This window comes from Vibrio sp. QJM3NY_15 (assembly GCF_057785995.1).
In genome coordinates this window covers 532,275-556,492 of the sequence record NZ_CM173518.1, presented here as the reverse complement: position 1 = coordinate 556,492, position 24,218 = coordinate 532,275, and the positions used below count along the sequence as shown (strand labels likewise).

Below are 24,218 nucleotides of genomic sequence, written 5' to 3'. Positions count from 1 at the left end.
TAAGGGTTATAACAATGAATAAATATCAACTTCCAAGTGATTCAAAGTTACGCAGTAAGGAATTTGTATTCGGTGTCGCGACATCTTCATACCAAATTGAAGGCGGCGTTGAAGAAGGCGGTCGTACACCGTCTATCTGGGACACTTTCTGTAAGACGCCGGGCAAGGTCGATAACGGCGACAATGGTGATGTGGCGTGTGACCACTACCACTTATGGCAACAAGATATTGAGATGATTCAAGGCTTAGGCGTTGATGCTTACCGTCTATCTATTGCATGGCCGCGCATCCTTCCACAAGACGGTGTCGTGAACCAGCAAGGCCTAGAGTTTTACGGTCAGATCATCGATGAGTGTCATGCTCGTGGCATGAAGGTATATGTGACGCTGTATCACTGGGATCTTCCGCAATACCTTGAAGATAAAGGCGGCTGGTTAAACCGCGAAACGTCTTACAAATTCGCAGAATACGCAGAAGTGGTGAGTAAATACTTTGGTGACAACATAGATGTGTACACCACGCTTAATGAACCGTTTGTGTCTGCATTCCTTGGCTACCGCTGGGGCGAACACGCGCCAGGTATCAAAGGTGAGAAAGAAGGCTACCTAGCATCTCACCACCTAATGCTGGCACACGGTTTGGCAATGCCGATCCTTCGTAACAATGCCCCTCATGCTAAGCATGGTGTGGTATTCAACGCGACTCCTGCTTACCCGCTGACGCCACAAGACCAAGCGGCAGCAGACTACTGCGAAGCGGAAAACTACCACTGGTTCATCGACCCAGTATTAAAAGGCGAGTACCCACAATTGGTGGTTGAACGCCAAGCGATGAACATGCCGATGATCCTTGAAGGTGACTTAGACATCATCAGCGCTCCGGTTGATTACATCGGCATCAACTACTACACACGCAATGTCGCTCGCTTCAACGAGAATGGCGACATCGAATCGGTGAAACAAACTGAAGCTGAACACACTTACATTGGCTGGGAGATCAACCCACAAGGTTTAACTGATTTATTGGTAAGACTGGATGCTCGTTACGAAAATATGCCACCTATCTACATTACTGAAAATGGTGCAGCGGGCAATGATGAACGTGTAAACGGACAAGTGATGGACGACCAACGAGTTCGTTATTTCCAAGGTCACATCGAAGCGGTTCACAACGCGGTTGAAGCGGGTGTGAAAGTCGACGGTTACTTCGCTTGGAGCCTGATGGATAACTTTGAGTGGGCATTCGGCTACTGCCAGCGTTTTGGCATTGTCCATGTTGACTACACCACCCAAGAACGAACATTGAAACAGAGCGCAATTGCGTACCGAAATATGCTGCTAGAGCGCGCTGAGGAGAACAGATAATGGCTAAAGTAGAATTTAAGAACATCAAAAAATCATTCGGTGATGTTGAAGTCGTCAAAGAGTTTGATTTTACGGTTGAAGACGGTGAGTTCGTGGTTTTCCTTGGCCCATCTGGCTGTGGTAAATCGACAACGCTACGCATGCTTGCTGGCCTTGAAAGCATCAGTTCTGGTGACATCGTGGTTGGCGGCAAGCTGATGAACAAAGTCGACGCGAAAGACCGTGACTTGGCGATGGTATTCCAAAGCTACGCACTGTATCCGCATATGACCGTGTACGAGAACATCGCCTTTGCTCTGAAACTGAAAGGCATGCCTAAAGCTGAAATCGACGTAGAAGTGCTAAAAGCGGCGAAAATGCTAGAGCTTGACCCGCTACTGAACCGTAAGCCAAAAGAGCTTTCTGGTGGTCAACGTCAACGAGTGGCAATGGGTCGTGCAATGGTTCGTACACCTAAGGTTTTCTTGTTTGATGAGCCGTTATCTAACCTAGATGCAAAACTTCGTGGCGTGATGCGTGAAGAGATCAAACATCTACACCGCGAGCTTAAAACCACTACGATCTACGTAACCCACGATCAGATCGAAGCGATGACACTGGCGGATCGCATCGTGATCCTGAAAGACGGTTATGTTGCTCAAGTTGGTACACCAACCGAGGTGTTCCAGCGTCCTGCAAACAAGTTTGTCGCGCAATTCATTGGTAACCCGTCAATGAACATGTTGGAAGCAAAACTGATTGAAAAAGAAGGCGAGTACTTCGTTGAAATCGGTGATGTTCATATCCCACTGCCTGAGCGCTTTAAGTCTCTGGCATCTAAAAACCTAGCGCTGCATTTTGGTGTTCGTCCAACAGACATTCACCTACGTGCCGAGCAAGTTGACCACGACCGCGTGCTGCCATTCCCTGTGAAAATCAAAGACAAGGAATTACTAGGCGCAAGCATTCTTCTGAAAACAGAAATTGGCGGTCAGCCGTTGATGGTTGAAACTCAAGCGGCTGAAGTGGATGTAAAAGATCTGACGCTTTATTTGGATTTGGATGCTTTCCACTTGTTCGATGCTCTGAGTGAGAACTCGCTAGCGAGCTAGTCAATTACGAGCTAGCCAGTCAATTTAAATCAGCCATGAGCTGACACCAACCAACTTACGACAAATTGTTTTGGCTCCTCCTGATTTGGGAGGGGCTAGGGATAGTGATGATGAAATTCGGATATTTTGACGATAAAAACAAAGAATACGTAGCAACCACACCATGTACGCCGATCAAATGGTGTAACTATGTAGGTACATTAGATTTCGGTGGCATTGTTGATAGCAACGGTGGCGTGTTGTTGTGTAAGGGCGATCCGGCGCTTAACCGTATCACTAAGTACATTGCTCAACTGCCAAACTCAGATTTCAAAGGCTCGACCATGTACCTCAAGGTACGTGATGAAGAGGGCAACGTAGAGGTGTTCTCACCTTTCTACACGCCAACCTTGAAGCCGTTAGATAAGTTTGAAAACCACACCGGTTTGTCATACACCACCATCATTGCAGAAGCCTTTGGTGTGCGTTGTGAAGCTACGTTCTTTGTACCAAAAGCTGACCAAGTACTGCTACAAGACATCAAAGTCACCAACATTTCAGACAAAGCACTGCATGTTGATGTGGTGCCTGTTTACGAATTCACGCACTTCGATGCGCTTAAACAGCTACTCAATGCGGACTGGGTTCCACAAACCATGACGCTAAAAGCGCACCAGCAAGAGTTGGGTCATACCGTGCTTGAGCAGTATGCCTTCATGAAGCGTGACTACGCGGTGAACCTGATGACAGCGGATCGCCCTGCGACGTCTTTTGATGGTGATCGCCAATCGTTCCTAGGTAATTTGGGCTACGGTACATGGGCTGCGCCAGAAGCACTAAACAATGATGAATTAGGCAACACCGAGTGTTTGCGTGGCGACAACATTGGCGCACTGAACCTGCGCCTAGGTTGGTTATCTCCAGAGCAGACCGAACGTACGATTGTACAAATCGCGCAAGAACAGAGCCTAGAAGCAGCATTGCCTCTATTGGCTAAATATCGTGACCATCAAGTGGTCGATTCTGCTTTCGCTGAACTGGCTGAACATTGGGATGGTTACCTACAAGCGGTTCAGGTTGAAACGCCAGATCCGGCAATGAATTCAATGCTGAACGTACATAACCCACGTCAGTGTCACACAACCAAAAACTGGTCTCGTTACTTGTCTCTGTATCAGCTTGGTTATGGGGCTCGTGGCATCGGTTTCCGTGATTCTTCTCAAGATACGTTAGGCGTAATTACTCACATGCCGGAAGAGGCGCGTGAGTTCATCGAGCGTCTGCTGTCTGTTCAGAACACCAACGGTTCTGCGATGCATCAGTTCTTTCCATCAACCATGGAAGCGAACGCGGGTGACTCTCGTGAAGAGGAAGATCGCCCGGATTACTACGGTGATGATCACTTGTGGATCATCTACGCGGTGACGCAATATGTGAAAGAAACGGGCAATGCAGACTTCTTGAATAAAGAGATCCCGTTCTATCAAAAAGACAAAGCGGGCAACCCAATCGAAACGGGAACGGTTTGGAACCACCTGTGCCGCGCGATTGAATTTACCTACACCAATACTGGCGAGCACGGCCTACCGCTGTTAGGTTTTGCTGACTGGAACGACACGGTGAACCTGCCAACGGGTGCTGAGTCGATGATGGTGGCGAACATGTACGGCAAAGCATTGCTCGACATGTTGGACTTGTGTGAGCTGCGTGGCGAAGCGCAACTGACGGCTAAGTTTAAAGATCAGTACCAACAGATGCAGAGTACGGTGAATGAGTGCGGTTGGGATGGCGAATGGTTTGTTCGTTACTTTGATGAGCAAGGTTTGCCAATCGGCTCTCATAAAAATGAGCAAGGGCAGATCTACACTAACGGTCAAAGCTGGCCTGTGATCTCTGGTTTCGCGACTCAAGAGCGTGCAACGCAAGCCCTAGACTCGGTTTACAACAAGCTGAATACAGCGAATGGCATTAAGCTTTCAACTCCTGGTTACAACGGATTTGATCCACAGTTAGGTGGTGTTTCAACTTACCCACCAGGTGCGAAAGAGAACGGCGGTATCTTCCTGCACTCTAACCCTTGGGTGATGATCGCAGAAGCGAAAATGGGCAACGGTGAGCGTGCTTATGAGTACTACCGTCAAATCAACCCAGCTTCTAAGAACGATGACATCGATACCTTCGAATCTGAGCCTTATTGCTACCCACAAAACATTTTGGGTGATGAACATAAGCAGTTTGGTTTAGGCCGAAATGCATGGCTTTCAGGTACTTCATCTTGGACATACGTTGCGGGTACGCAATGGATTCTGGGTGTTCGCCCTGAAGTGGATGGCTTGCTGGTGGACCCATGTATTCCGGCAGAATGGCCTGAATTCAAAGTCCGCCGTCAGTTCCGTGGTGCGACATACCATATTCATGTCACTAACCCGAATAACGTGTGTAAGGGTGTGGTTGAAATGAAGGTAAATGGTGACCTGATTTCAGGTAATAAAGCGCCAGTGTTTACCTCTGGTGAGCACACCATCGAGGTGATTTTAGGTTAACAAAGAGAAGGGCGCTTTATGCGCCCTTTATTGCTTTTTGGTTTCTCTTTAGTATCGCTTTATTTTGGTTGCATCACTGTGGTTGATAGCTGGCTTGGCATTGCCAAGTAAAGGTCTGAGATTGGTCCGGGCTAAGCGTCAATAAGCCAATCTGGTTATTGAATGCATCAGCTGGGCAAGTCATTGGTTCTATTGCAATACTTTGTTCGCTAGTCGGCGTGTATAGCTGAACGAATGGGTAGCTTGCATCTTGTTGATAGCGAATAGCGGCTGACGAATCTGAGCGCGTAAACGCAAGTTGGTTGGTTGTCTTGGAATCAAATTCAAAGCAGTGATTTAAGCTTTGATTGGCGAGTGAATCACCCAAAGACAAACAGTCAAAAGCCAGTTTTTCACCATTGGGTAGGTCATTTTCGTGAATGACCTCAGAGCAAGGTGACATAGCGAGTCCACATTGCGCTAGCTCAGTGCCGAGTGAGAAATAAGGGTGCCAAGCATCACCGAATGGGAATGCAGAATCACCAAGATTAGAGACGGTCGTTGAGGAAGTGAGTTTACCCGTGATATCGATAGTGAAGGTGACTGCAAGGTTGAACGCAAACGGGAAAGCAGGATGCAAAGATGACGTTTGATATTGCAACGTCACACTGGCGGATTCTTCAGTGGCTACGCTGTTTGTGATTGAAAAAGGTTGGTTGTAGAGCAGGCCGTGTACGGCGTGATCAGACCATGGAAAGTTAGCTGGGAGTTGATGGTTTTGGTTTTCGAAACTGTAACGACCTAAGTTTAAACGGTTTGGAAAAGGGAATAATTTAGCACTGCGGGAAAAGAACGGATGTTGGTTGATCAGTTCATCATAATTCTGATAACCACAAATAAAAGAGAATGGACTGTTATTTACGGTATATTTATTAATAACAGCACCAAATCCATTGATTATTTGAAGTTCTATACCATGTTGGTGGTTTATTAATGTGACTGAGTCAATATTTCCAAATTTTTCATTTATAATTTTAAACATGTTGATGTCTCCATTTTAAAAAGATATTAACAAGAAGAAAAAAATATTCAATGGCGGTTTTAAAATGAATAATAAAATTCCATATACGAGCTACTCAGGAAATTCGGAACACTTATGTAAAAAAGGTGATGCAGTTGAATTTATTCAACCTTGGTACACGCCAATTTCTACGACACCAGAAAATACCGGTATGGCGGTGGGCGGAATTGGCAACACATTTACACTGACGCCAAACGGCAAAACACCAAATTTCAGCTTTATTCCGGGAATATTTGTTGATTGTTCAGAGCAAGTTATTAATTTTAATGATTTTTATGCGTCGATGATGAATGTGCCGACTATCGATACGCTGCAAGTCCTTAATGAACAAGAGCTGAGTGTTCACCTAAACTTTTATCCTGCCTTGTTTGATGGCAACAAGATCGAAAGCAAAAACATATCGAATGCGATTAACCTGATTCGAGCAGCATTACAAAATGGTCGCTTCTACCAAGAAAATAAAGCTAACTTTACAAAGTGGAACGTTGAATTTTCAAATAAGACTCAGTTATTGATTGAAGAAGATTCAGCTTCAACAATTTGTCAATTATATGTAGCCTTAGATTTCTTTAATGGTTTATTAACAAATGATACAACGAAGTTATTATCGCTTACCGCGGGTGATAATAATGATATAGATAGTGTTAATGGCAGTGATATAGAATATCAAGCTTTATATCCATTGGCTGAATATAAATACAGTAGCTTCGAAGATATTAATATAAAGCGTAAGGTAGTCTCTCCGATCGTTAAAGAGAACAAGCGCCTTTGTTCTTTACCGATGCACTGGAATCACTTCGAATTAACCAATAATTCAGCGCAAACGCGCGTGATTACGCTTGCTCAACCGCTACAAAACTTGATTGGTTCAACCTATCAAAAAGGTCGCGATGGCATTCAAGATTCGGCGTGTACCTTATCTCAAAATCCGATCGCTCAGCAGCATGAAGTGGTTAACTTAAAAGGCGAAAGTCACAGTTTTACGGGTGTTCAGCTGTCGAGCCAATCGCCTTATCAGAGCGATATTGAAGGCGAAGTGGTGTTTGGTGTTCAAGCGGATAACCATTTGACGAAATCTGGCAAGGTCTCGATTTCTGTTAAGCCAACGCTTTACACCTCTAAGAGTGCTCAACAAACAGAGTTCGCACTGAAAACAGGCCGCACAAACACTGAGTTCCAGACCGGCATCTACACTGGGCGTGAGGCTCTGAGCGCATTGGTGGTGGTTCAGGTTGAATTGGAAGCGGGTGAGTCTGTTGATCTGCGTTTTGCACAGGTAATGGCGCACAGCAAAGTCATGCTTAATGGCTGGTATTCAGATAAGGCTTACACGCAGTTTTACCCGCAAGCGAAGCCGGCTCTGCCGATGTTAGAAGATGTATTACCAGGGCTAGAAGCGATTGAGCAACAGATCGTCGAGCAACAAACGTCCTTCTTAGAGCAAGCTCAAAGCAAGATATCGCAGCCAGAATCGGCATTGCGTTATGCGACGATGGCAATGAACTCATTGTCCTTCCTAGCCGAATCAACGGTATGGGATAAAGAAGATAAGTTCTTGGTGAAAGAGTGTGTCGACTACCCATTCTTTAACTCGCTGGACGTGTATTTCTACGGCTCATTCTCACTGCTATATTTGTTGCCTGAGCTTGATGGCTGTGTGATGAAAGAGTTCTCGAAAGCCATTTTGGCGGAAGACTTTACCGAGCGCCGATACTGGGAATACGAAGCGACGCCTAATGCCGAATTGATTGATGACAAGTACCAAGGCGTGCGCGCCATTCGAGGTGCGGTAATCCACGACTTGGGCAGCCCATTCGACATCCAGCCAGACGCTTACAGTTGGCACAACGTGAAAGAATGGAAGGACCTAGCGCCGAAATACATCTTGATGGTGTTCCGTCATTATCAAAACACCCAAGATCTCTCTGTGGTTAAAGAGTGCTGGCAGGCTGTGACTGAGAGTATCGATTTTTTATCGAACTTGATCGCTGAGGGCGATGATTTACCGCTAACCCGTGGCACAGACGATACCTTTGATAACCTTGCGTCTCACGGCATCTCTATTTACTGCGCGAGCCTTTGGGTTGCTGGCTTGCAAGCAGCAAGCGAACTTGCAAAATTGATGAATGAAAGCGAGTTAGCTGCGGGTTACTTAACGCGTTCTAAAAAGGCGCTGGCGACAGTTGAGCAAAGCTTGTGGGATGAAAAAGAAGGCTACTACCATTTCTTCGTCACTCCCGTTCAAGCCAAGCATTTAACAGGTGAAGGCTACCAAGCACTGGAAATCTTAGGCCTGACTTTGACGGGCGATGCGATTGCTGACAAGAGCACACTCAATACCTATCTCAATGAAACGGATACCTCCATCAACATCAGTAAAGTGTCTCAGAGAGTCTCTAAGAAACGCTTGCTGAGTGAGACCGCGCATCAAGCCTTTACACAAGAATACTTAGATTTAGTGCCAGATTCCGACAACAGCTTTGGCGATGCCTTGTTGGCCGACAGCTACCTAAAGCTCATCGGTTTAGACGGTATTTTCCCGCAAGAGAATATCCAACGCGCATTGGACTATGTTTATAAGCATAACTTCGAAATTAACAGTCCTGAGTTGGGTGTTGCGAATATGACGTTAGCCGATGGCTCACCACATGAAGCATTTCAGGCACAAGATGTGTGGATTGGTGTTCAGTTTAGTGTGGCAACAGCGTTGAATTTAGCGGGTAAATCGCAGCAAGCAGAAACATTGATGGATACCGTGTATACCGCACTCTATGACTATTCGAAAATCCCATTTGCAGCGCCAGAGGGGTTCAATTGCTCTGTGTCTGTCAATGAGAACGATCTTATAGAAGCATTTAAATTGTCGCAAAATGATGCGAAAAACTGGCTAAGTGTACTTAAATATCAAAACTGTGTGCTGTCTGACGGTCGTATCAACCCAACATTGACGAAAGATACTGATAATTTTGTTAAAATGTTGAGCGGTGAAATCCCGCTAGAAAAGCTGGCTGGCTTGCACAAATGGCTACTGAGTACTGGCTTGAAATACACGGCTGGTCGTTACTTTAGACCGGGGATGATCTTCGCCTACTTGTATTAACTTAATGACACGATTTTCAACGAAAGCAGTGGTATGCAGGTTGAAACTGATGGGGAGCTTAAAGCTCCCCAAATGTCACTTGATTAGGGTATCGAGATGCGCACTAAAACAAAAAAAACAACAGTATACGATGTAGCAAGACTGGCTGGTGTTTCTCCCAGCACGGTGTCTCGCTTCCTTAATCGAACCACTTATGTGTCGGATGATAAAAGCCAAAACATTGAGCAAGCCATTAAAGACACGGGCTACAAACCTAACTTCCAAATGCAAGAAAACACCAACCGACGCTCGCTTACTATTGGTGTATTGGTACAACACCCTGATAGCCCCTACACCAGTCGTATCCTCAACGACATGGAGAAAACTCTGATAGCTCAAGGTTATTCTTTGGTGATTGCGACAGGGCATTGGCAGAAAAAACTGGAATTACATGCACTGGAGTATCTGGCGAAAAGTAATGTTGATGGCATGATCATTGTGACCGGAAGCGTGAGTAAAGAAGATATCGCCAAATATGCACAAGACATCCCTGTCGTGGCGGTGGGGTATGACATCATTGATGACAACATCCGCACGATCAACATTGATAATGTGCTGGGCGGCTACATGGCGACCCTTCACTTACTGCAACAAGGGCATGTGAACATTGCTCATATCAAGGGTCTTTCAAGCCAACCTGATTCGGGAGATCGCTTTGAAGGCTATAAGAAAGCACTTCAAGAGGCGGGGATTAAAGTGATGCCAAAACTCGTCAAACAGGGCGATTTCAGCAGTGAGGCTGGTTATGAGAAAACGGTAGAGTTGATTGAATCTAAGGTTCACTTCTCAGCCTTGTTTGCTGCTAATGACCAAACCGCTTACGGCGCGATTAAGGCATTGCATGATCACGGTTATAAAGTGCCAGAAGATGTGTCGGTGATTGGCTTTGATGACTTGCCTACGTCTAAGTATTTCACGCCAGCTTTAACGACATTAAGACAGCCGATTGAAGAGATTGGTGGAGTGTGTGCTCAGTCGATCTTGAATTTGTTATCTGGCGAGAGGCATGAAGCGCGATTACCACCGATTGATTTAATCGTCAGAGAGTCGACCAAGTCTCTGTATCGTTAGAAGAGAACAGTCCGATTTAGTGAAGTGACTAAGGCCTTTGGGCGATTATTTCCTTCCAGAAACGAAAAATGTCGCATCCATGCGACATTTCTCTTTTGGCGGCCAAACCAGTTTTGCTATATCCATTCTAGATTTCAATCCATTAGGAGATTATTCAGAATGTACTTATAAGACGCTGTTAATGTTAATTAGTTCAATTTAAGCGGCATTTTTTTTCGATTTATTTTCTAAGTCGAATGACGCCTCAATCAATTTCTTGGTGTAGTCATTTTTCGGTGCATTGAAAATCTCTTCCGCAGAGCCCTCTTCCATCACTTCCCCTTTCTGCATTACTAAAACACGATCCGAAAGTGCTTTCACTACCGAGAGGTCATGGCTGATGAAAAGGAAACCGATGTTGTGCTTGGTTTGAATGTCTTTCAACAGATCAATCACGGTCAGTTGTACTGAGCGATCGAGTGCCGAAGTTGGTTCATCCAGCAAGATAAAAGAAGGTTCAAGAATCAGCGCACGAGCAATCGCGATACGTTGTCTTTGCCCGCCCGAGAACTCATGTGGATAGCGGTTAATTGAATTCGGTTCTAGACGTACTTCAATCAGCGCTTTGCGTGCTCGTTCCAATCGTTCTTTCTTAGAGAGTTGAGGTTGATGCACCGTTAAGCCTTCGGTGATGATCTCCCCAACTGTCATACGTGGTGACAAAGAACCATAAGGGTCTTGGAACACCATTTGTACATCTTTCTTGAGTTTATGGCGTTCTTTGTCGGTTAATAAACTGACATCTTGGCCTTTATAAACAATACGTCCGGTACTTGGCAGCAAGCCGATTAACGCTCGTCCCAGTGTTGATTTTCCTGAACCGGATTCACCCACAATGCCTAGCGTTTCGCCTTGTTTAAGGTTCAACGAAATGCCTTTTACGGCTTCGAAATACTGATTTTTGCTCTTGATGAAGTGTGATTTAACCAAGAATTGAACTCGGATGTCGTCGGCAGATAATAGCTCTGGGGCTGATGCCTCAACAGGAACCTTAGCGCCTTTCGGAATTGAGTTAATTAGCATGCGTGTGTAATCGTGTCTTGGGTTTTCGAATAAAGCTTGGGTCATCCCTTCATCAACGAGCTCACCTTTACACATCACCAGAACACGGTCTGCAAAGTGTTTTACTACGCCAAGGTCATGGGTGATAAATAAAATCGCCATGCCCATCTTGCTTTGAATCTCTTTGATCAAAGAAAGCACTTCCGCCTGAACCGTCACATCTAATGCCGTCGTTGGTTCGTCGGCAATCAAAATGTCGGGCTCATTAATCAGGGCCATTGCGATCATGATGCGTTGCAGCTGACCACCAGAAAACTCGTGAGGATACTTAGTGTAGGCTTGCTCTGGCATTGGCAAATGAACAAGCTCAAACAGCTCAAGTACGCGCTGCTTGGCCTTTGACTTCGATACCTTACGGTGACACATGATGGCTTCTGCCACTTGAATGCCTACACGCAGATATGGGTTCAAAGAGGTCATCGGCTCTTGAAAGATCATACCGATTCTATCGCCCCGAATTGACTGCATTTGGCGTTCGGTTTTTTCGAGTATCGATTGTCCTTCAAACTCTATTTGAGATTGAGGGTCAATAATGGCGTTATCAGGGAGCAAACGCATCAGTGCGTTGGAAGAAACTGATTTACCTGAACCCGATTCACCAACAATGGCCAAGGTTTCGCTGGAGTTAAGGGTAAAGTTAACCTTTTTAACCGCATCAATGATTCCATCATTGGTTGTGAAGCTAACGGAGAGGTTATTGACTTTGAGAATGGCCCGGTCCGACATGATATATCCTTATCAATTTAAGACATTAGGTGAAGATTGAACTTCTGACGTTGTTTTTAGCTGCCCAAAATGGTGATGAGCACGCTGAATTTGTTCTAGCTCAAGCATCCAATGTGAGCTGCGCTGAGCACTGCAAAAAGCGATCAAGTGATTGAGTAGGTCTTCACTTTGCTTTTCCAATAGTGAATAAGTACGTTGAATCAGTTCAGTGCTTTCTAGAGAGATAAACTGCATCAGTGCGTAAGACTGATTCAATGTGTCGAAGGCTTGCTGTTGCAGCCCCTGACGGTTAAGAATTTCTGATTGAGCTACGCTTGCGTCTCTTAGCCCTGCCAATAGACAAGCAAACTGACAGGGTTTGATGTCGCTTTGGTACGCCGCGTCTTGGATGTGATGAGGAAGAGAATTGAGAACATCACCATAAAGGCGTTGTGCTTCAGGCCAGTGACCTTGTTCCATTAACTGTTCAGCTTTTAGGTAGTGCATCCAGCATCGTTCAATTTCCATATCCACATCCTCAATTTATAATACCAGGAAATGTTAATGATATTTATTATCAATTGCAAATTAAAATCATTTACATGTTAGGTTGGTAAATAAAATAACCCTTTATTCTTAATAATCGGCTCAAATTGTGTGTTATTTGTTCAGTTGAACAGCGATGTTGCGTAAGTCACTAAATTTATAGGAAATTACATCTACACTGATTTTATCTACACCCAAGTAATAAAGGACTAAGGAGGCGGCCATGGCGATTCAAAGACTCAATACAGAACAGCTGTATCAGGTAGCAGAGCTAGAGAAGCTACCCTGCAAGTCGACCAAAGAACTGGCTCCAATTGACGAGATCGTCGGGCAAGAACGGGCGCAAAAAGCCGTTGAGTTCGCGATGTCAATTAAGGAAAAGGGTTACAACATTTACGCGATAGGACGCAATGGTCTCGGTAAACGAACCATGATCTTGCGTTATCTCAACCGTCATCCTCAAGAAGTCGAGGAGCTTTTTGATTGGTGTTACATCGCGAATTTTGAAGACATTCGTACACCTAAAGTGCTCAAGTTACCGAGCGGCGTTGGCAGCAACTTAAAGCAAGATATCGAAAAATTGATGCGCAAATTGCTTAAAGGTATGCCTCTTGCGTTTGATAACGAGATGTACTTTAGCCGTGCAGACAGGCTTAAAAACCAGCTGGCAGCCAAACAGCAAGCAGCGCTAGAAAGCATTAGCCAAGAAGCGAAAGAAAAGGGTATTAACCTAACGATTACCACTCAGGGCGACTACCAGTTTGTTGCAATGAACGGCGAGGAGCTTCATACCGAAGAGAGCTTTGATTTGCTTTCGCCGGAAGAACAAGATCAGTTCGATAAAACCATTGATGGATTAGAGGTGGGGTTACGAACGATTTCTCGCGAGCTGACTGAGCTTGAAGAGACGTACACAGAGAAAATTCAAAAGCTGAATGATGATACAGCAAGGGATGTGATTACCCACTTTGTTAAGCAGTTGAAGCAAGATTACAGCCAATATCCAGAGATCAAAAAGTACCTCACGGCACTGCGTAAGGATATTGTCGAAAACGCGGATATTTTCTTAGAAGAGAGCACTGAGCAAGCTGAAATCGCGACGGCTTCTCTTGATAAGAAAATGCCACGTCGTTACAAAGTTAACGTCATTGTTAGCCAAAAAGAGCAGTCTCTGCCGATTGTGGTCGAAGAGAATCCGAACTATCACTCGCTGTTTGGTTATGTCGAAACGGCGACATTCAAAGGCACGGTATTTACCGATTTTTCTTTGATTCGTGCGGGCAGCTTACACCGAGCTAATGGCGGCGTATTGCTGATGGACGCGGTGAAAGTGTTAGAGCAACCGTATGTATGGGAAGGGCTTAAACGTGCGCTTCGTTCACGTCAACTGAGCTTCGCTTCACTGGAGAAAGAGGTGACCTTAACGGGTGCAGTATCGCTTGATCCAGAACCGATTCCATTGGATGTGAAAATCATTTTGTTTGGTGATTATCGCACTTACCAACTGCTGCAGCATTACGATGCGGAGTTTGGTGAACTGTTCCGTGTGACGGCCGATTTTGAAGATGAGATGAAGCGTACTGCGGATTCTGAGATGCATTACGCACGCTTCATTTCTAGCATCGTGCACGACAACAATATGCTGCATTGTGATCGTAAAGCGATTGCTCGCATCATTGAGCACAGCTCACGTCAGGCCGGTGACCAAGGCAAGTTATCGCTGCATTCTGCACACATTGCGAACCTGCTTCGTGAGTCTAACTACGTCGCGAGAGGGGCGAAGTCGAACCTGATTCGTTCTACCCACGTTGACCAAGCACTGTCTAACCAACAGATGCGTGTAGGGCGACTGCAAGACAGCGTAATGGAGACGTTTACCAACGGTACGACTTTGATACATGTTGATGGTCAGGCTGTCGGGCAGGTTAATGCTCTGTCAGTACTCAGCACCACCGATCACATGTTCGGTGCGCCAAACCGAATTACTGCCACCACAGCTTACGGCGATGGTGAGGTGATTGATATTGAAAGAAACGTAGACTTAGGTGGCAGCATTCACTCGAAAGGGGTGATGATCTTATCGGCTTATCTTTCTTCGGTATTTGGTAAAACAGCGAAAGTCCCGCTTACGACCAATATTACCTTCGAGCAATCGTATGGTGGCGTGGATGGGGATAGTGCGAGTATGGCCGAGTTCTGTGCGGTAGTGTCTGCTTTTTCTAAACAGCCGAACCGTCAAGACATCGCGATTACTGGCTCGATGAACCAGTTTGGTGAATCTCAGCCAATTGGTGGCGTGAACGAGAAAATTGAAGGCTTCTTTGATGTGTGTGAAATCAAAGGACGTTCAAATGAGCAAGGGGTAATTATTCCGCGCTCTAACGTTCACAACCTGATGCTGCGCAGCGACATCGTCAAAGCGGTTGAAAAGGGCGAGTTCAACATCTGGGCGATTGACCATGTGACTGAAGCGATTGAGCTGTTCACAGGTAAAGCGGCAGGTGAGGCGAGCGATGAGGGGAGTTATCCTATCGATACTATCTTTGGTATCGCTCAAGCTAAGCTCAATGCTTTACGTAAGTAGCTGAATACGCGTTATAAACAGCTCAACGCGTTAGCTAAATAAGACCGGATAAATAACCGTTATCCTTTGATTTAGCTAAAACGAAACAGCCATCGATATTATCGATGGCTGTTTTTTTGTTTGGGCTCTTTAATCTTCCGACGTTTAGAGAGGCGTTCAGAAAGATGTTAAATCGGAACTGACGAACACTTAAGCATTACGTAAACGAAGCTTAGTGCCATCGAATTTGAGTTTACCCAGTAGATTCTTCGCATTGGCACGGCCGATATCATCAAATTCGACGCCGTAACGTGCGTAGTGTGTCGATTTTTGTAAGTTACACACTATGCCTCGTAGCGGAGGAATAAACGGACCGTTGTAGTTTCCAGGGGTGATTTCGATAGATACTCTATCGGCGATCTGAATTGGTCGTGAGGTTGGTGATGTGACAAAGCGACAGCCACTTTTCGAAAGGTCTCGTATCTCACAATTCATTCGCTGATCATTAAAGATGATTCTGGAGTCTAAATTCACTTCATAACGAGTTTCTTTACGAAGTTGAGTCACTTGCATCGTACTTGGGGTCGATAACACCAAAATTGGGAAAGGTTCGCCAATATTATGATGAATCTGACATCTAAAGTGGATAAGCGCGCCTTCTCCTCTTAAGGAATAAGCTCTGGCCGTCATCCAAAAACCTTCTTGGAAGAAAAAGCGTAAGTCATCGCTTGAAACCTCAGGGACTTCAACCAAGATACAGTTCTCACTGTGTGTGCCGATAAACTTCGTGGTCGCTAGAAATTTAGTGCCGACTGGAGTCGATACGTTTAACGTCAGTTCACTGCCGTGTTCAATCATGGCAAGGGCATCGGTACTATTAATCGTGGAAATAGTGCGATTTCGAGGATCTTGAAGTGCCTGATTATGCTCCAAAGGCTTCTTCAGTGGTGCGTTCATTATGTTTCTCCATGCGCCAACATGCGTCTGTTAGTTATATTGGTAACTTGCTAACAAGGTGTTATTACGTGCTAGGTTTAACAGAAGTACTTTATATTAATTTATAGAGTGATGTTTTTATTTGCTAGTTTTATATGAAGCAGGTAACTCTAAATTATTTATTGTGTTTGTAAGTACTTAGTTTTATTTATATGCACTTGCGTTAGTCTATTACAAGGAACTGATACTTCAAACTTTTATTGTTTGGCGTACCAATTATTTGCGGGAGTTGAGAATGAAGGCCATAAAATGGGACCAACAAGCTAGCCAGATCACGGTTGAGCTAGAACCAAATCAGTTTGCGGTTGTTAAGTATCAGAAGGATGGAGACGTGCTACATATTACTTCGACTCGTATCCCTGATGAACTGCAAGGCAAAGGTTTTGGCAAGGTGATGATGGAATCGGTATTACCTGAAATTGAACAGGCGGGTTTTAAAATTGTTCCAGTGTGCAGTTACGTCGTGCACTACATGAACAGGCAAAAACAATGGTCGCATCTTCTATCCGATAAAGCATAGCAACGAGTTATATGTCTCAATCAATACCGTCAAACAATCTTGCTCAATCAAAAGTGAGTACAAGTCAAAATCAACCCGAGCTTTATCAAAATGAGCTTTATCAAAAAATAGCGACGTCACTGGGTTGCCATCAAGGGTTTGATATCCAAGTGATTCAACGCCTATGGGGCGGATATGGCGAGTTAGTTCGCTTAGTCTTTTTTCAAAAAGGCCAGACTGAACTGAAGAGTGTGATCGTTAAGCATGTCGCACTGCCAGATAAAGCCGAACACCCTAAAGGCTGGAACACCAAATTATCTCATCAGCGAAAGGTGCACTCTTATCAAGTGGAAACGGCTTGGTATCAATCGTTCACTCAGCAATGGGATGAGCGCTGCCCTGTGCCTGTTGGGCTGCAATGTGAGTTACAAGAGAACGAGTGGCTGATTGTGATGCAAGACTTAGCGGAGATCGGCTTTCCGTTAACTTCTCAGTTTGATGTGCTTACTGTTTCTGACGATCTGGCGACCAAACATACTCAGTCTGAACTGGCGTTTGGTTACACTCTAGAAGAGCAAAAACAACGTGATGCCTGCCTAAAGTGGCTTGCTAATTTTCATGCGAAGCATATCCATATAGACCAAGAAAAGTCTGCATCATTATGGGAAATAGGTACTTACTGGCATTTAGACACTCGTCCTGATGAGTTCAATGCCTTGGTTGATTTACGATTGAAGAATCAAGCGCAACACATCGATCGTTTACTCAGAGAGTGTCCGTATCCAACTTTGGTGCATGGTGACGCCAAGCTCGCTAACTTCTGTTTTGATTCAGAAAGCCAAAACGCTGCTGCGGTCGATTTTCAATATGTGGGTCATGGTTGTGCGATGAAAGACGTGGCTCTGTTTATGAGCAGTGCGGTGAGGTCGCAAGATTGCGCTGAACTTGAGTCATATATGTTAGAGACTTACTTCCAACACTTGGAAGAGGCATTGGCATATTATCAGCCACAGCTTTCGTTTGATGAAATCGAAGCTGCGTGGCGACCTATGTTTTACGTGGCGTGGGCTGATTTTCAACGTTTCGTAAAAGGTTGGAGCCCAGAGCACTGGAAGATTAATCCTTACACAGATCAATTGACCTTAAGAGTACTTAAACAATTAGACGAACAGAAGTCCGTCAATGCTCGATAGAACCTCTTGTTTATTTCTTTTTGCACCATGCATTTATGCCCTGTATAAACACTAGAAAAACAAAAGTTAATCATTTGTTAATCGCCATAAAACCGGAGTATGATACTGGATTACTATTTAGGATTTGGCTGTCATGAGTGCATCAACAGCGAGCTGGAAAACGCCGCAAAACTTCTTATTACTGATTTCGATTGTTGTCCCTATCGCGTTTTCGAGCTGGATGGCTCTGTTGAATAACTTCGTGATTGAGAAAGCGAACTTTGATGGTGCCGATATTGGCTTGTTGCAAAGTGTTCGTGAGATCCCTGGCTTCTTAGCGTTTACCGTGGTGTTTGTGTTGGCCTTCATTCGAGAGCAACGCTTTATGTTGATATCGCTGGCGATGTTAACCGTGGGCACGGCGATAACCGGTTTATTTCCTACACTCACAGGCTTGTTGCTGACTACGATTTTGATGTCGACGGGCTTTCACTATAACTAAACCGCAACTAAAAACGTAAATGTCAATTCAGAAAAAAACCATAAAAACCAAGATTTAAACGACACACATACCTTGACGGCCATTCTTCCCCTTACTAATGTTATTGATATGTCATAAAAAATAATCGTAAATGTTGGTTGCATGACAAATTTAAAGTTTTTCCGCTCAAAGAAGTCAAACGGCAAGACTATGTTTGCTCTTTTGGACGACTCCCATTTCCCTGGAGTTGAGCGGACTCTATTCATCCACTCTATTAAAAGTGGATCGGACGCATCTAACGAAGCCAGAGTGTATGCTCTTTCCCATTTTCTTAAATTGATGTCACTAATGAATGTTGATGTAGAGCGGCTTGTTTCGTGCGGTCAGTTACCGTCATTATGGCAAATAAACTTGTATATATCGGCATCTAAACTTAGAGCTGTCGATGCTGGACATTACGTGGTTAGCCGAAGTAACTCGCAAGGCAGTGTGCGATCTTTAGATTTTAGCGAAAAGCAACTTCATCAGGTTATGTATAGCGGAAGCAATAAGAGCTTGAAGCCGATAGGTTCTGAAGCTTTCAATCGGCGTATTGATATCGCTTATCAATACTTACAATTCGTTTTTAAATATCACATCAAAAAACCAACTATTGAGCAACAGTACAACCTAGAGGATATCCTTAACAAATTGCGTAATTCTAAGCGTAGACGCTCAAAAGCGCATGCTCATGCAAGCGTCCTGAAACAACCGCTTACAGACAACCAATTTGATCAACTTGTCGAAATAATCAAACCTGACAACCCAAACAACCCTTTCCAAAAAAGTAAGCTGAGGAATTTTCTTATTATTTGGGTAATTATTGCAACAGGACTCCGGCGTTCTGGTGTCGCTAAAATAAAGATAGGCGATTTCGACTTTAGCGGCGATTGCAATAAATTGTACATGAAACGTACTCCTAATGACCCTAGTGATTCTCGTAAGCGCAGCGCAGCACATAAAACTCGTGAGCACATAGCGGTTCTTCCATCTGAACTAGTGCTTGATATTAAAAAGCATTACGACAACTCAAGATTGAGATTTGAGGCAGCAGGTGAGCATGAGTTTGTTTTTGTAGCGGAAAAAAGTGGCCGCAATCACAGCGCTGGAGTTCCTTTATCACTTAACTCGTACAACAAAATTTTTGAAAAGCTGACAGAGGTTCTTGGGTTCCATATCCACCCTCACCGCCTTCGCCATCACTGGAATAAGGACCTCGACGATATTGCAAAAGCCAACAACCTCAATGCTGATGAAAAAGAAAAGATGCGAAAGGAGGGCATGGGCTGGTCACGGAATAGTCAAATGGGACAATTGTACGCGAGACTTGAAACAGTTAAGAGAATGGGAGAGGTGAATTTGCAGCACCAGAAGGAAATGTACGATGCCAAGAAGTAGACAATCAATTTCGATTAGTCAGCGCCTCAATGAAGAAATCGCTCGAAAAGGCAATGAAGCAATTTTTACCACAATGGATAAAAATACCGGGCATTGTTTTGAAAATAATATTTATGCAGATAAATGGAAAACAGGAAGCGGATATAGCGCTAAAGACTTCGTGCCTATCTCTATACTTGATGAAAGCGATCTTACATTCGATGAACAACTAGTCGTTAGAGAAACATTATCAATGTTGGCTAGTAAAGGAATGTATGTGTTAAACATGCTTTATGCCATAGTTCTCATCCCGCTTAAGAGCCTCGATATTGAAGGTGTAACTTCGGCAGTTGAAGGCTCTTCTGCTCTTTCAAAAAAAATCCACCTTAGAGCATTTTTTTCTTCACTGGCGCGTCTAAACCCCCGAAAGTATACTGACGTAAACAACGCCTTGAAAGAATACAGCCTTAAGCGTCCCAAAAGAGATCCTTGGGATATTCGAACAGGCTCATTAAGCAGCTACGAAATGACTGATTTAGTCATAAAGCTTAATGATTGGGCATCCGTAGTTCTTGATGAGAGTCGCTTTCAAAACTGGCGAAGCGGTTTTGGAAAAGGAGCTGGGAGCATTACTTACATAGGTAAGTTAAATCAATTTGTGGGATTGAGGCTTGCAATAAATTACCACCTGAGACCAGAACAAATACGCATAATCAAATGGTCTCACTTCACCCAGAATAACTTCGAATCTGCGCCGTTCCTTTTCAATGGAGAAGGTTATTTCTTTCCTCGCTACGTTAAGCAAAAAGATGATGAACTAGTAAGGCCTGTAGCCAGCCCATTTCCGGTCTCTCTTGAGTTTTCTCAGGAGTTAAAAGTCTTTTATGAAAAATATTTCGCCCTATTAAAGCAGAGTGTCCACGAGTCATCTTTTGACATGAGTGATGATGAAATAATCGCATTAATGATTGAACTTCCGCTCGTTATTAATGAAGTGCTATTCAATGAAGCAAAGAAATACGAATGCAAGCATGCATTTGTTAAATCTGTTAAAAATACATCTTGGTTTATGAGTCAATCATACGCAATGAGGTTGATTGCTGGAACAATAGCCACTCTCAGACCGTGTTCTGACAGACTCCCTGATAGTGAATATACCGTAAACTCAAGAAGGCTAAGGCATTACGCTGGTACTGTTCAAAGTGCCGCAGGAGTGCCCGTAGAACAGATTGCCGCATCCTTAACGCACTCCACTTTAGATGCTGTGAAACAAAGTTATATAGATATCCCCCCAGACGTACAGGCTGAAATAGATAACAAGCGAACAGACTCAGGCTTTCTTGTGGCTGCTGCAACTGGCGTATTTGCCGAAGAACTAAGAAAGCGTATATCTAACAGTATTGAAGAGAATGAGGCAGCAATTGAAGACCTAGATGCTGGGGAGTTAGGAAAATCAGCCTCGCTACCTATGTGCAAAGGGTGCTCTCAAACTAAACCTATATCGTGTTATGGATGCCATAGCTTTAAGCCTTTAGCAACAGGCAATCACCGACATTTTTACACGATAGTAAAGGCTAAGCATAAGGCCAAAAAAAAGGCTGGTTATACTGGTCTCCAGTTAGCGATGCTAGAGCATCAGATGCATAAAATAGCGGCAACAATACATTATTGCGATCTGGCTTTAAAGGCTCTTAGCAACAACGAATAGGTGTATTGTAAATGATAAATCACTATGAGTCAGCGCTTCAAAAATTCATAGAAGAACAAAAAAACAAACCGTCTCATTTTTTTGCCGTAAAGGATGCTGAGGATTCTACTCAAGCAACGTGGAGCGATATGTTCTTCTTCCATGAAGCTGGAAACCTCAAGAGACACAGCGTATCTATTTTCAATAGATACTTATATCCAAACGAAATGATTAAGACACACAAGCAGTTCGCTCGGCTTACTGAAAAAGAAAATGCTCTTTTTCATTCTTATTATCATGATATTTGTAAAGCTTTGACCGTATTTATCGAGGAGAAGAGGAAGAAAGCGGGTTATCACTTCGTGCCTAAAGAGCATTGCCACTATTTCCAAAAATGGATTGGGTGGATGCAGGAAAAGAGTTTAAAAATTTATCAATATACGCCATCTAAGCATCGTGATTTTATGAGTTGGCTTATGGATGGCTCATTAAAACCTAATTCAGAATATGTCGAAGAGAGCAAAATTCTGGCGGCAATAAAAACATTGCAGTCTGTCGGTGCAATTGATGACCTTTTACTGTTCAAGCCTTTAGCTTCAGTCGCACCAGATCGCACCCTTGCAAAAGTGTCGAGGAGGTTAAATAAAAAAATGCCCTCCGACGAAGATATTGCTGTAGCACTATCTATTTTTCATAAAATCATGCCAGAAACCGATCAAGAAATAGATATTTATGAAAATACCAGAAATAGATATGTTGCTAGTGCTTATATGCTTAGTCTTGCGGCCACACAGCGATTTGCTGCGGAAAATCCCTACCTTACTATGCATTCACTATCCAGCAGAGAGTCTAGTGATGGTCAAGAGGTTTATAATTTAACCTTCCCTGGATCAAAAGGTTTTGGTGTAAATAAGAAGCATGTTCATGGTCCTCTAATTCCATTTGTTGAAAAAGCTATTCATTTTCTAATCCAATCTGGCGCACCAGCTAGAGCTTTGACCCGTTATTATGAAAACCAAGACTTACCCGCGAACAATATTTTATTTGGGATTAAAATAGACGATTGGAAAGGCGTTGATCCTGAAAAACCTCTTGACTTATGGACGTTGGGCAGTTTATTGGGACTATACGAAGAGCTTCCTGAAAGCGTCACTTCTCATTTAAAAAAGATAAAAGGATACCCATTCAGTGTGGACTCTAAAGCCCCTTTCCAAAGTCTGTCACAAAAATTTGCTTTACTGGGGCTTACTATTGGTGATTATAAAAATCCACGAATTAAACGCATCACTGCTGCTGAAACCCCCAAACAACTTGAACAAGAGTTTATAGCTCATTTAAAGAAGATGCGCCCTAATTTCCCCTACCGGCTTCATGCTAACGGCAACCTAGTCTTACTAAAGGATGCGCTTACTATATTTACTGGCCGCCAATTGAACTCTAAAGGTTCGTGGCCGCTCTCCACATCGATTTTTGCAATTGACTCTACTGAATATGCTGGAGTGTTTAGAACCGCTATATCTCCATGTAATCATTGTAATGCTGGACTATTTTTTACATCCAATGGCTATTCCGCAGAAGTATATGGGATAACCCCTCATATGATCCGGCACTATAGCAATACGATTTATCAAGAGTCTGAAGTTAGTGACGAGCATATCGCAATTGCTTCTGGGCGCGTAGATATAAGAACTAACGCTGACTATGATCACTTAACTAATGACGAAATCGCATTTAGAATGTCGAGGCATACCGACCAAGATAAGGATTATTCCTACATACACTCAAATGTGATCACAGCCAATGCGTACCAAGAACTTACAAAAAGGGCTGCAACAGATACGGGAGTTGGGCTTTGTTTGCAGGACTTATCCGAATCACCTTGCACCCATTTATCGGACTTCAAATATCATTGCGCTGACTGTACAAAAGCAGCGTTTTGCAAAGGTAGCAAAGCTGCCATTACTGCTATGAAAAGTGATATAGCTCAACAAGAGATGTGGTTAGAACAGGTTATTGAAAAAAAGAACCTTCATAAGAGTGAGTTATCTAAGCTTCAATTTATGGAAAAGACCGAAAGCCTTGCATTTTATCATGAATTACTTGGACTAATGATGTCTCCCGAGATTGAAGATGGAGCTTTAATTCGCTTTATGGGGTTTAGAAAGACCAATATCCGTTTTGAATTATATGACATCACTAAACGGATTAGCCTTGGTGAGATAATTAGAAAATTACCTGATTTCAAACAGGAGCTTAGCGATAAGATTGATGAATTGTCTAAGATAGAGAGCAAACCGAAGAGCGTTTTGACTGACTTTCTGAAAAGCAAAGGTATATCTACATGAGTGCTAAAGCCTTAAATAAAGATGAAGTGATGAAGGTGAGAACTCTTATTCACAACTGGACTGGCGCAAAGTTTACCTGGAATGCGTTACTTGAAGCGATTTTTAATGATTTGGGTATTAAAGTAACAAAAACCACCATTATCAATACATACCCATCAATTTATTCAGATTTTAGATTTAAGAAAAATCAAATTCGAGGAGTGATTCTAACTGATGACTCATCGATTACATCAAAGGACATCAATGAGGTGAAAAAGCTTCGTGAGGAACTTGCTCGATGCCGCGCAGAGCGAGATATCTATAAAAGTGATTATGAATTAGCGCAAGAGATGATCGAAAGAGTTATTGTAAATGCCTCCAGTTTTCCAAACTTGAATGTCTCATGTTTATTCGAAGAGGTGGATTAGCTCAATGGCAAACGGACGGCAGAAAGCACAATAAGACATTTGCACTTGAATCT

The 24,218-nt window shown here is 43.7% G+C and carries 16 protein-coding genes and 1 pseudogene; 13 read left to right on the top strand and 4 right to left on the bottom strand.

Annotated features, from left to right (window positions below; genetic code table 11):
• The first annotated feature begins 14 nt into the window (after positions 1 to 14).
• The 3 genes from AC3CKG_RS18920 (at position 15) to AC3CKG_RS18910 (ending at position 4,977) form a co-directional block, all read left to right on the top strand.
• Positions 15 to 1,364, top strand: a complete 1,350-nt coding sequence (locus tag AC3CKG_RS18920) for a GH1 family beta-glucosidase (RefSeq protein WP_065111792.1) — start codon at positions 15 to 17, stop codon at positions 1,362 to 1,364.
• Positions 1,364 to 2,455: an ABC transporter ATP-binding protein gene (locus AC3CKG_RS18915; RefSeq protein WP_009846155.1), complete on the top strand. Its 1,092-nt coding sequence runs from the start codon at positions 1,364 to 1,366 to the stop codon at positions 2,453 to 2,455. Before AC3CKG_RS18920 ends, AC3CKG_RS18915 begins: the two co-directional genes overlap by 1 nt.
• A 107-nt stretch (positions 2,456 to 2,562) precedes the next feature.
• Positions 2,563 to 4,977, top strand: a complete 2,415-nt coding sequence (locus AC3CKG_RS18910; protein ID WP_488529791.1) for a glycoside hydrolase family 94 protein — start codon at positions 2,563 to 2,565, stop codon at positions 4,975 to 4,977.
• Positions 4,978 to 5,050: 73 nt separating this feature from the next.
• On the opposite strand, the gene AC3CKG_RS18905 is transcribed toward AC3CKG_RS18910, so the two are convergent.
• Positions 5,051 to 5,998 carry an aldose 1-epimerase gene (locus tag AC3CKG_RS18905; RefSeq protein ID WP_488529790.1) on the bottom strand — a complete coding sequence of 316 codons (948 nt, stop codon included), beginning with the start codon at positions 5,996 to 5,998 and terminating at the stop codon, positions 5,051 to 5,053.
• Positions 5,999 to 6,062: 64 nt separating this feature from the next.
• Between AC3CKG_RS18905 and AC3CKG_RS18900 the strand changes: the two genes are divergently transcribed.
• Positions 6,063 to 9,137 carry a GH116 family glycosyl hydrolase gene (locus AC3CKG_RS18900; protein WP_488529789.1) on the top strand — a complete coding sequence of 1,025 codons (3,075 nt, stop codon included), beginning with the start codon at positions 6,063 to 6,065 and terminating at the stop codon, positions 9,135 to 9,137.
• A 96-nt stretch (positions 9,138 to 9,233) separates the two neighbouring features.
• Positions 9,234 to 10,247, top strand: coding sequence for a LacI family DNA-binding transcriptional regulator (locus tag AC3CKG_RS18895; protein WP_488529788.1), 1,014 nt, complete (start codon positions 9,234 to 9,236; stop codon positions 10,245 to 10,247).
• Positions 10,248 to 10,445: 198 nt separating this feature from the next.
• Here the strand turns inward: AC3CKG_RS18895 and AC3CKG_RS18890 are convergent, their stop codons facing one another.
• Positions 10,446 to 12,074, bottom strand: coding sequence for an ABC transporter ATP-binding protein (locus AC3CKG_RS18890; RefSeq protein WP_488529787.1), 1,629 nt, complete (start codon positions 12,072 to 12,074; stop codon positions 10,446 to 10,448).
• A 12-nt stretch (positions 12,075 to 12,086) separates the two neighbouring features.
• Positions 12,087 to 12,581: a hypothetical protein gene (locus tag AC3CKG_RS18885; RefSeq protein WP_017111389.1), complete on the bottom strand. Its 495-nt coding sequence runs from the start codon at positions 12,579 to 12,581 to the stop codon at positions 12,087 to 12,089.
• 241 nt (positions 12,582 to 12,822) lie between these two features.
• Here AC3CKG_RS18885 and AC3CKG_RS18880 point away from each other — a divergent pair, with 241 nt between their 5' ends.
• Positions 12,823 to 15,183, top strand: coding sequence for a Lon protease family protein (locus AC3CKG_RS18880; protein ID WP_017111390.1), 2,361 nt, complete (start codon positions 12,823 to 12,825; stop codon positions 15,181 to 15,183).
• A 189-nt stretch (positions 15,184 to 15,372) separates the two neighbouring features.
• Here the strand turns inward: AC3CKG_RS18880 and AC3CKG_RS18875 are convergent, their stop codons facing one another.
• Positions 15,373 to 16,119, bottom strand: a complete 747-nt coding sequence (locus AC3CKG_RS18875) for a flagellar brake protein (protein WP_017111391.1) — start codon at positions 16,117 to 16,119, stop codon at positions 15,373 to 15,375.
• Positions 16,120 to 16,393: 274 nt separating this feature from the next.
• Here AC3CKG_RS18875 and AC3CKG_RS18870 point away from each other — a divergent pair, with 274 nt between their 5' ends.
• The 7 genes and pseudogenes from AC3CKG_RS18870 to AC3CKG_RS18840 all read left to right on the top strand — a co-directional run bounded on the left by AC3CKG_RS18870 (position 16,394) and on the right by AC3CKG_RS18840 (position 24,165).
• On the top strand, positions 16,394 to 16,678 hold the full coding sequence (locus AC3CKG_RS18870; protein WP_029223601.1) for a GNAT family N-acetyltransferase: 285 nt from the start codon (positions 16,394 to 16,396) through the stop codon (positions 16,676 to 16,678).
• An 11-nt stretch (positions 16,679 to 16,689) separates the two neighbouring features.
• Positions 16,690 to 17,850 carry an aminoglycoside phosphotransferase family protein gene (locus tag AC3CKG_RS18865; protein ID WP_488529786.1) on the top strand — a complete coding sequence of 387 codons (1,161 nt, stop codon included), beginning with the start codon at positions 16,690 to 16,692 and terminating at the stop codon, positions 17,848 to 17,850.
• 133 nt (positions 17,851 to 17,983) lie between these two features.
• Positions 17,984 to 18,325 (top strand): annotated as a pseudogene (locus AC3CKG_RS18860) (MFS transporter); the annotation flags it as partial.
• Between the two features lie 147 nt (positions 18,326 to 18,472).
• Positions 18,473 to 19,747 (top strand): site-specific integrase, encoded by a 1,275-nt coding sequence (locus AC3CKG_RS18855; protein WP_248401603.1) that lies wholly within the window; start codon positions 18,473 to 18,475, stop codon positions 19,745 to 19,747.
• The gene (locus AC3CKG_RS18850; protein ID WP_488529785.1) at positions 19,734 to 21,434 is read left to right on the top strand and encodes a hypothetical protein; all 1,701 of its coding nucleotides are present in this window, start codon (positions 19,734 to 19,736) and stop codon (positions 21,432 to 21,434) included. The genes AC3CKG_RS18855 and AC3CKG_RS18850 overlap by 14 nt, the downstream gene beginning before the upstream one ends.
• Positions 21,435 to 21,445: 11 nt before the next feature.
• Positions 21,446 to 23,758, top strand: coding sequence for a hypothetical protein (locus AC3CKG_RS18845; RefSeq protein WP_488529784.1), 2,313 nt, complete (start codon positions 21,446 to 21,448; stop codon positions 23,756 to 23,758).
• On the top strand, positions 23,755 to 24,165 hold the full coding sequence (locus tag AC3CKG_RS18840; RefSeq protein ID WP_102501600.1) for a hypothetical protein: 411 nt from the start codon (positions 23,755 to 23,757) through the stop codon (positions 24,163 to 24,165). The genes AC3CKG_RS18845 and AC3CKG_RS18840 overlap by 4 nt, the downstream gene beginning before the upstream one ends.
• The last annotated feature ends 53 nt before the right edge of the window (positions 24,166 to 24,218 follow it).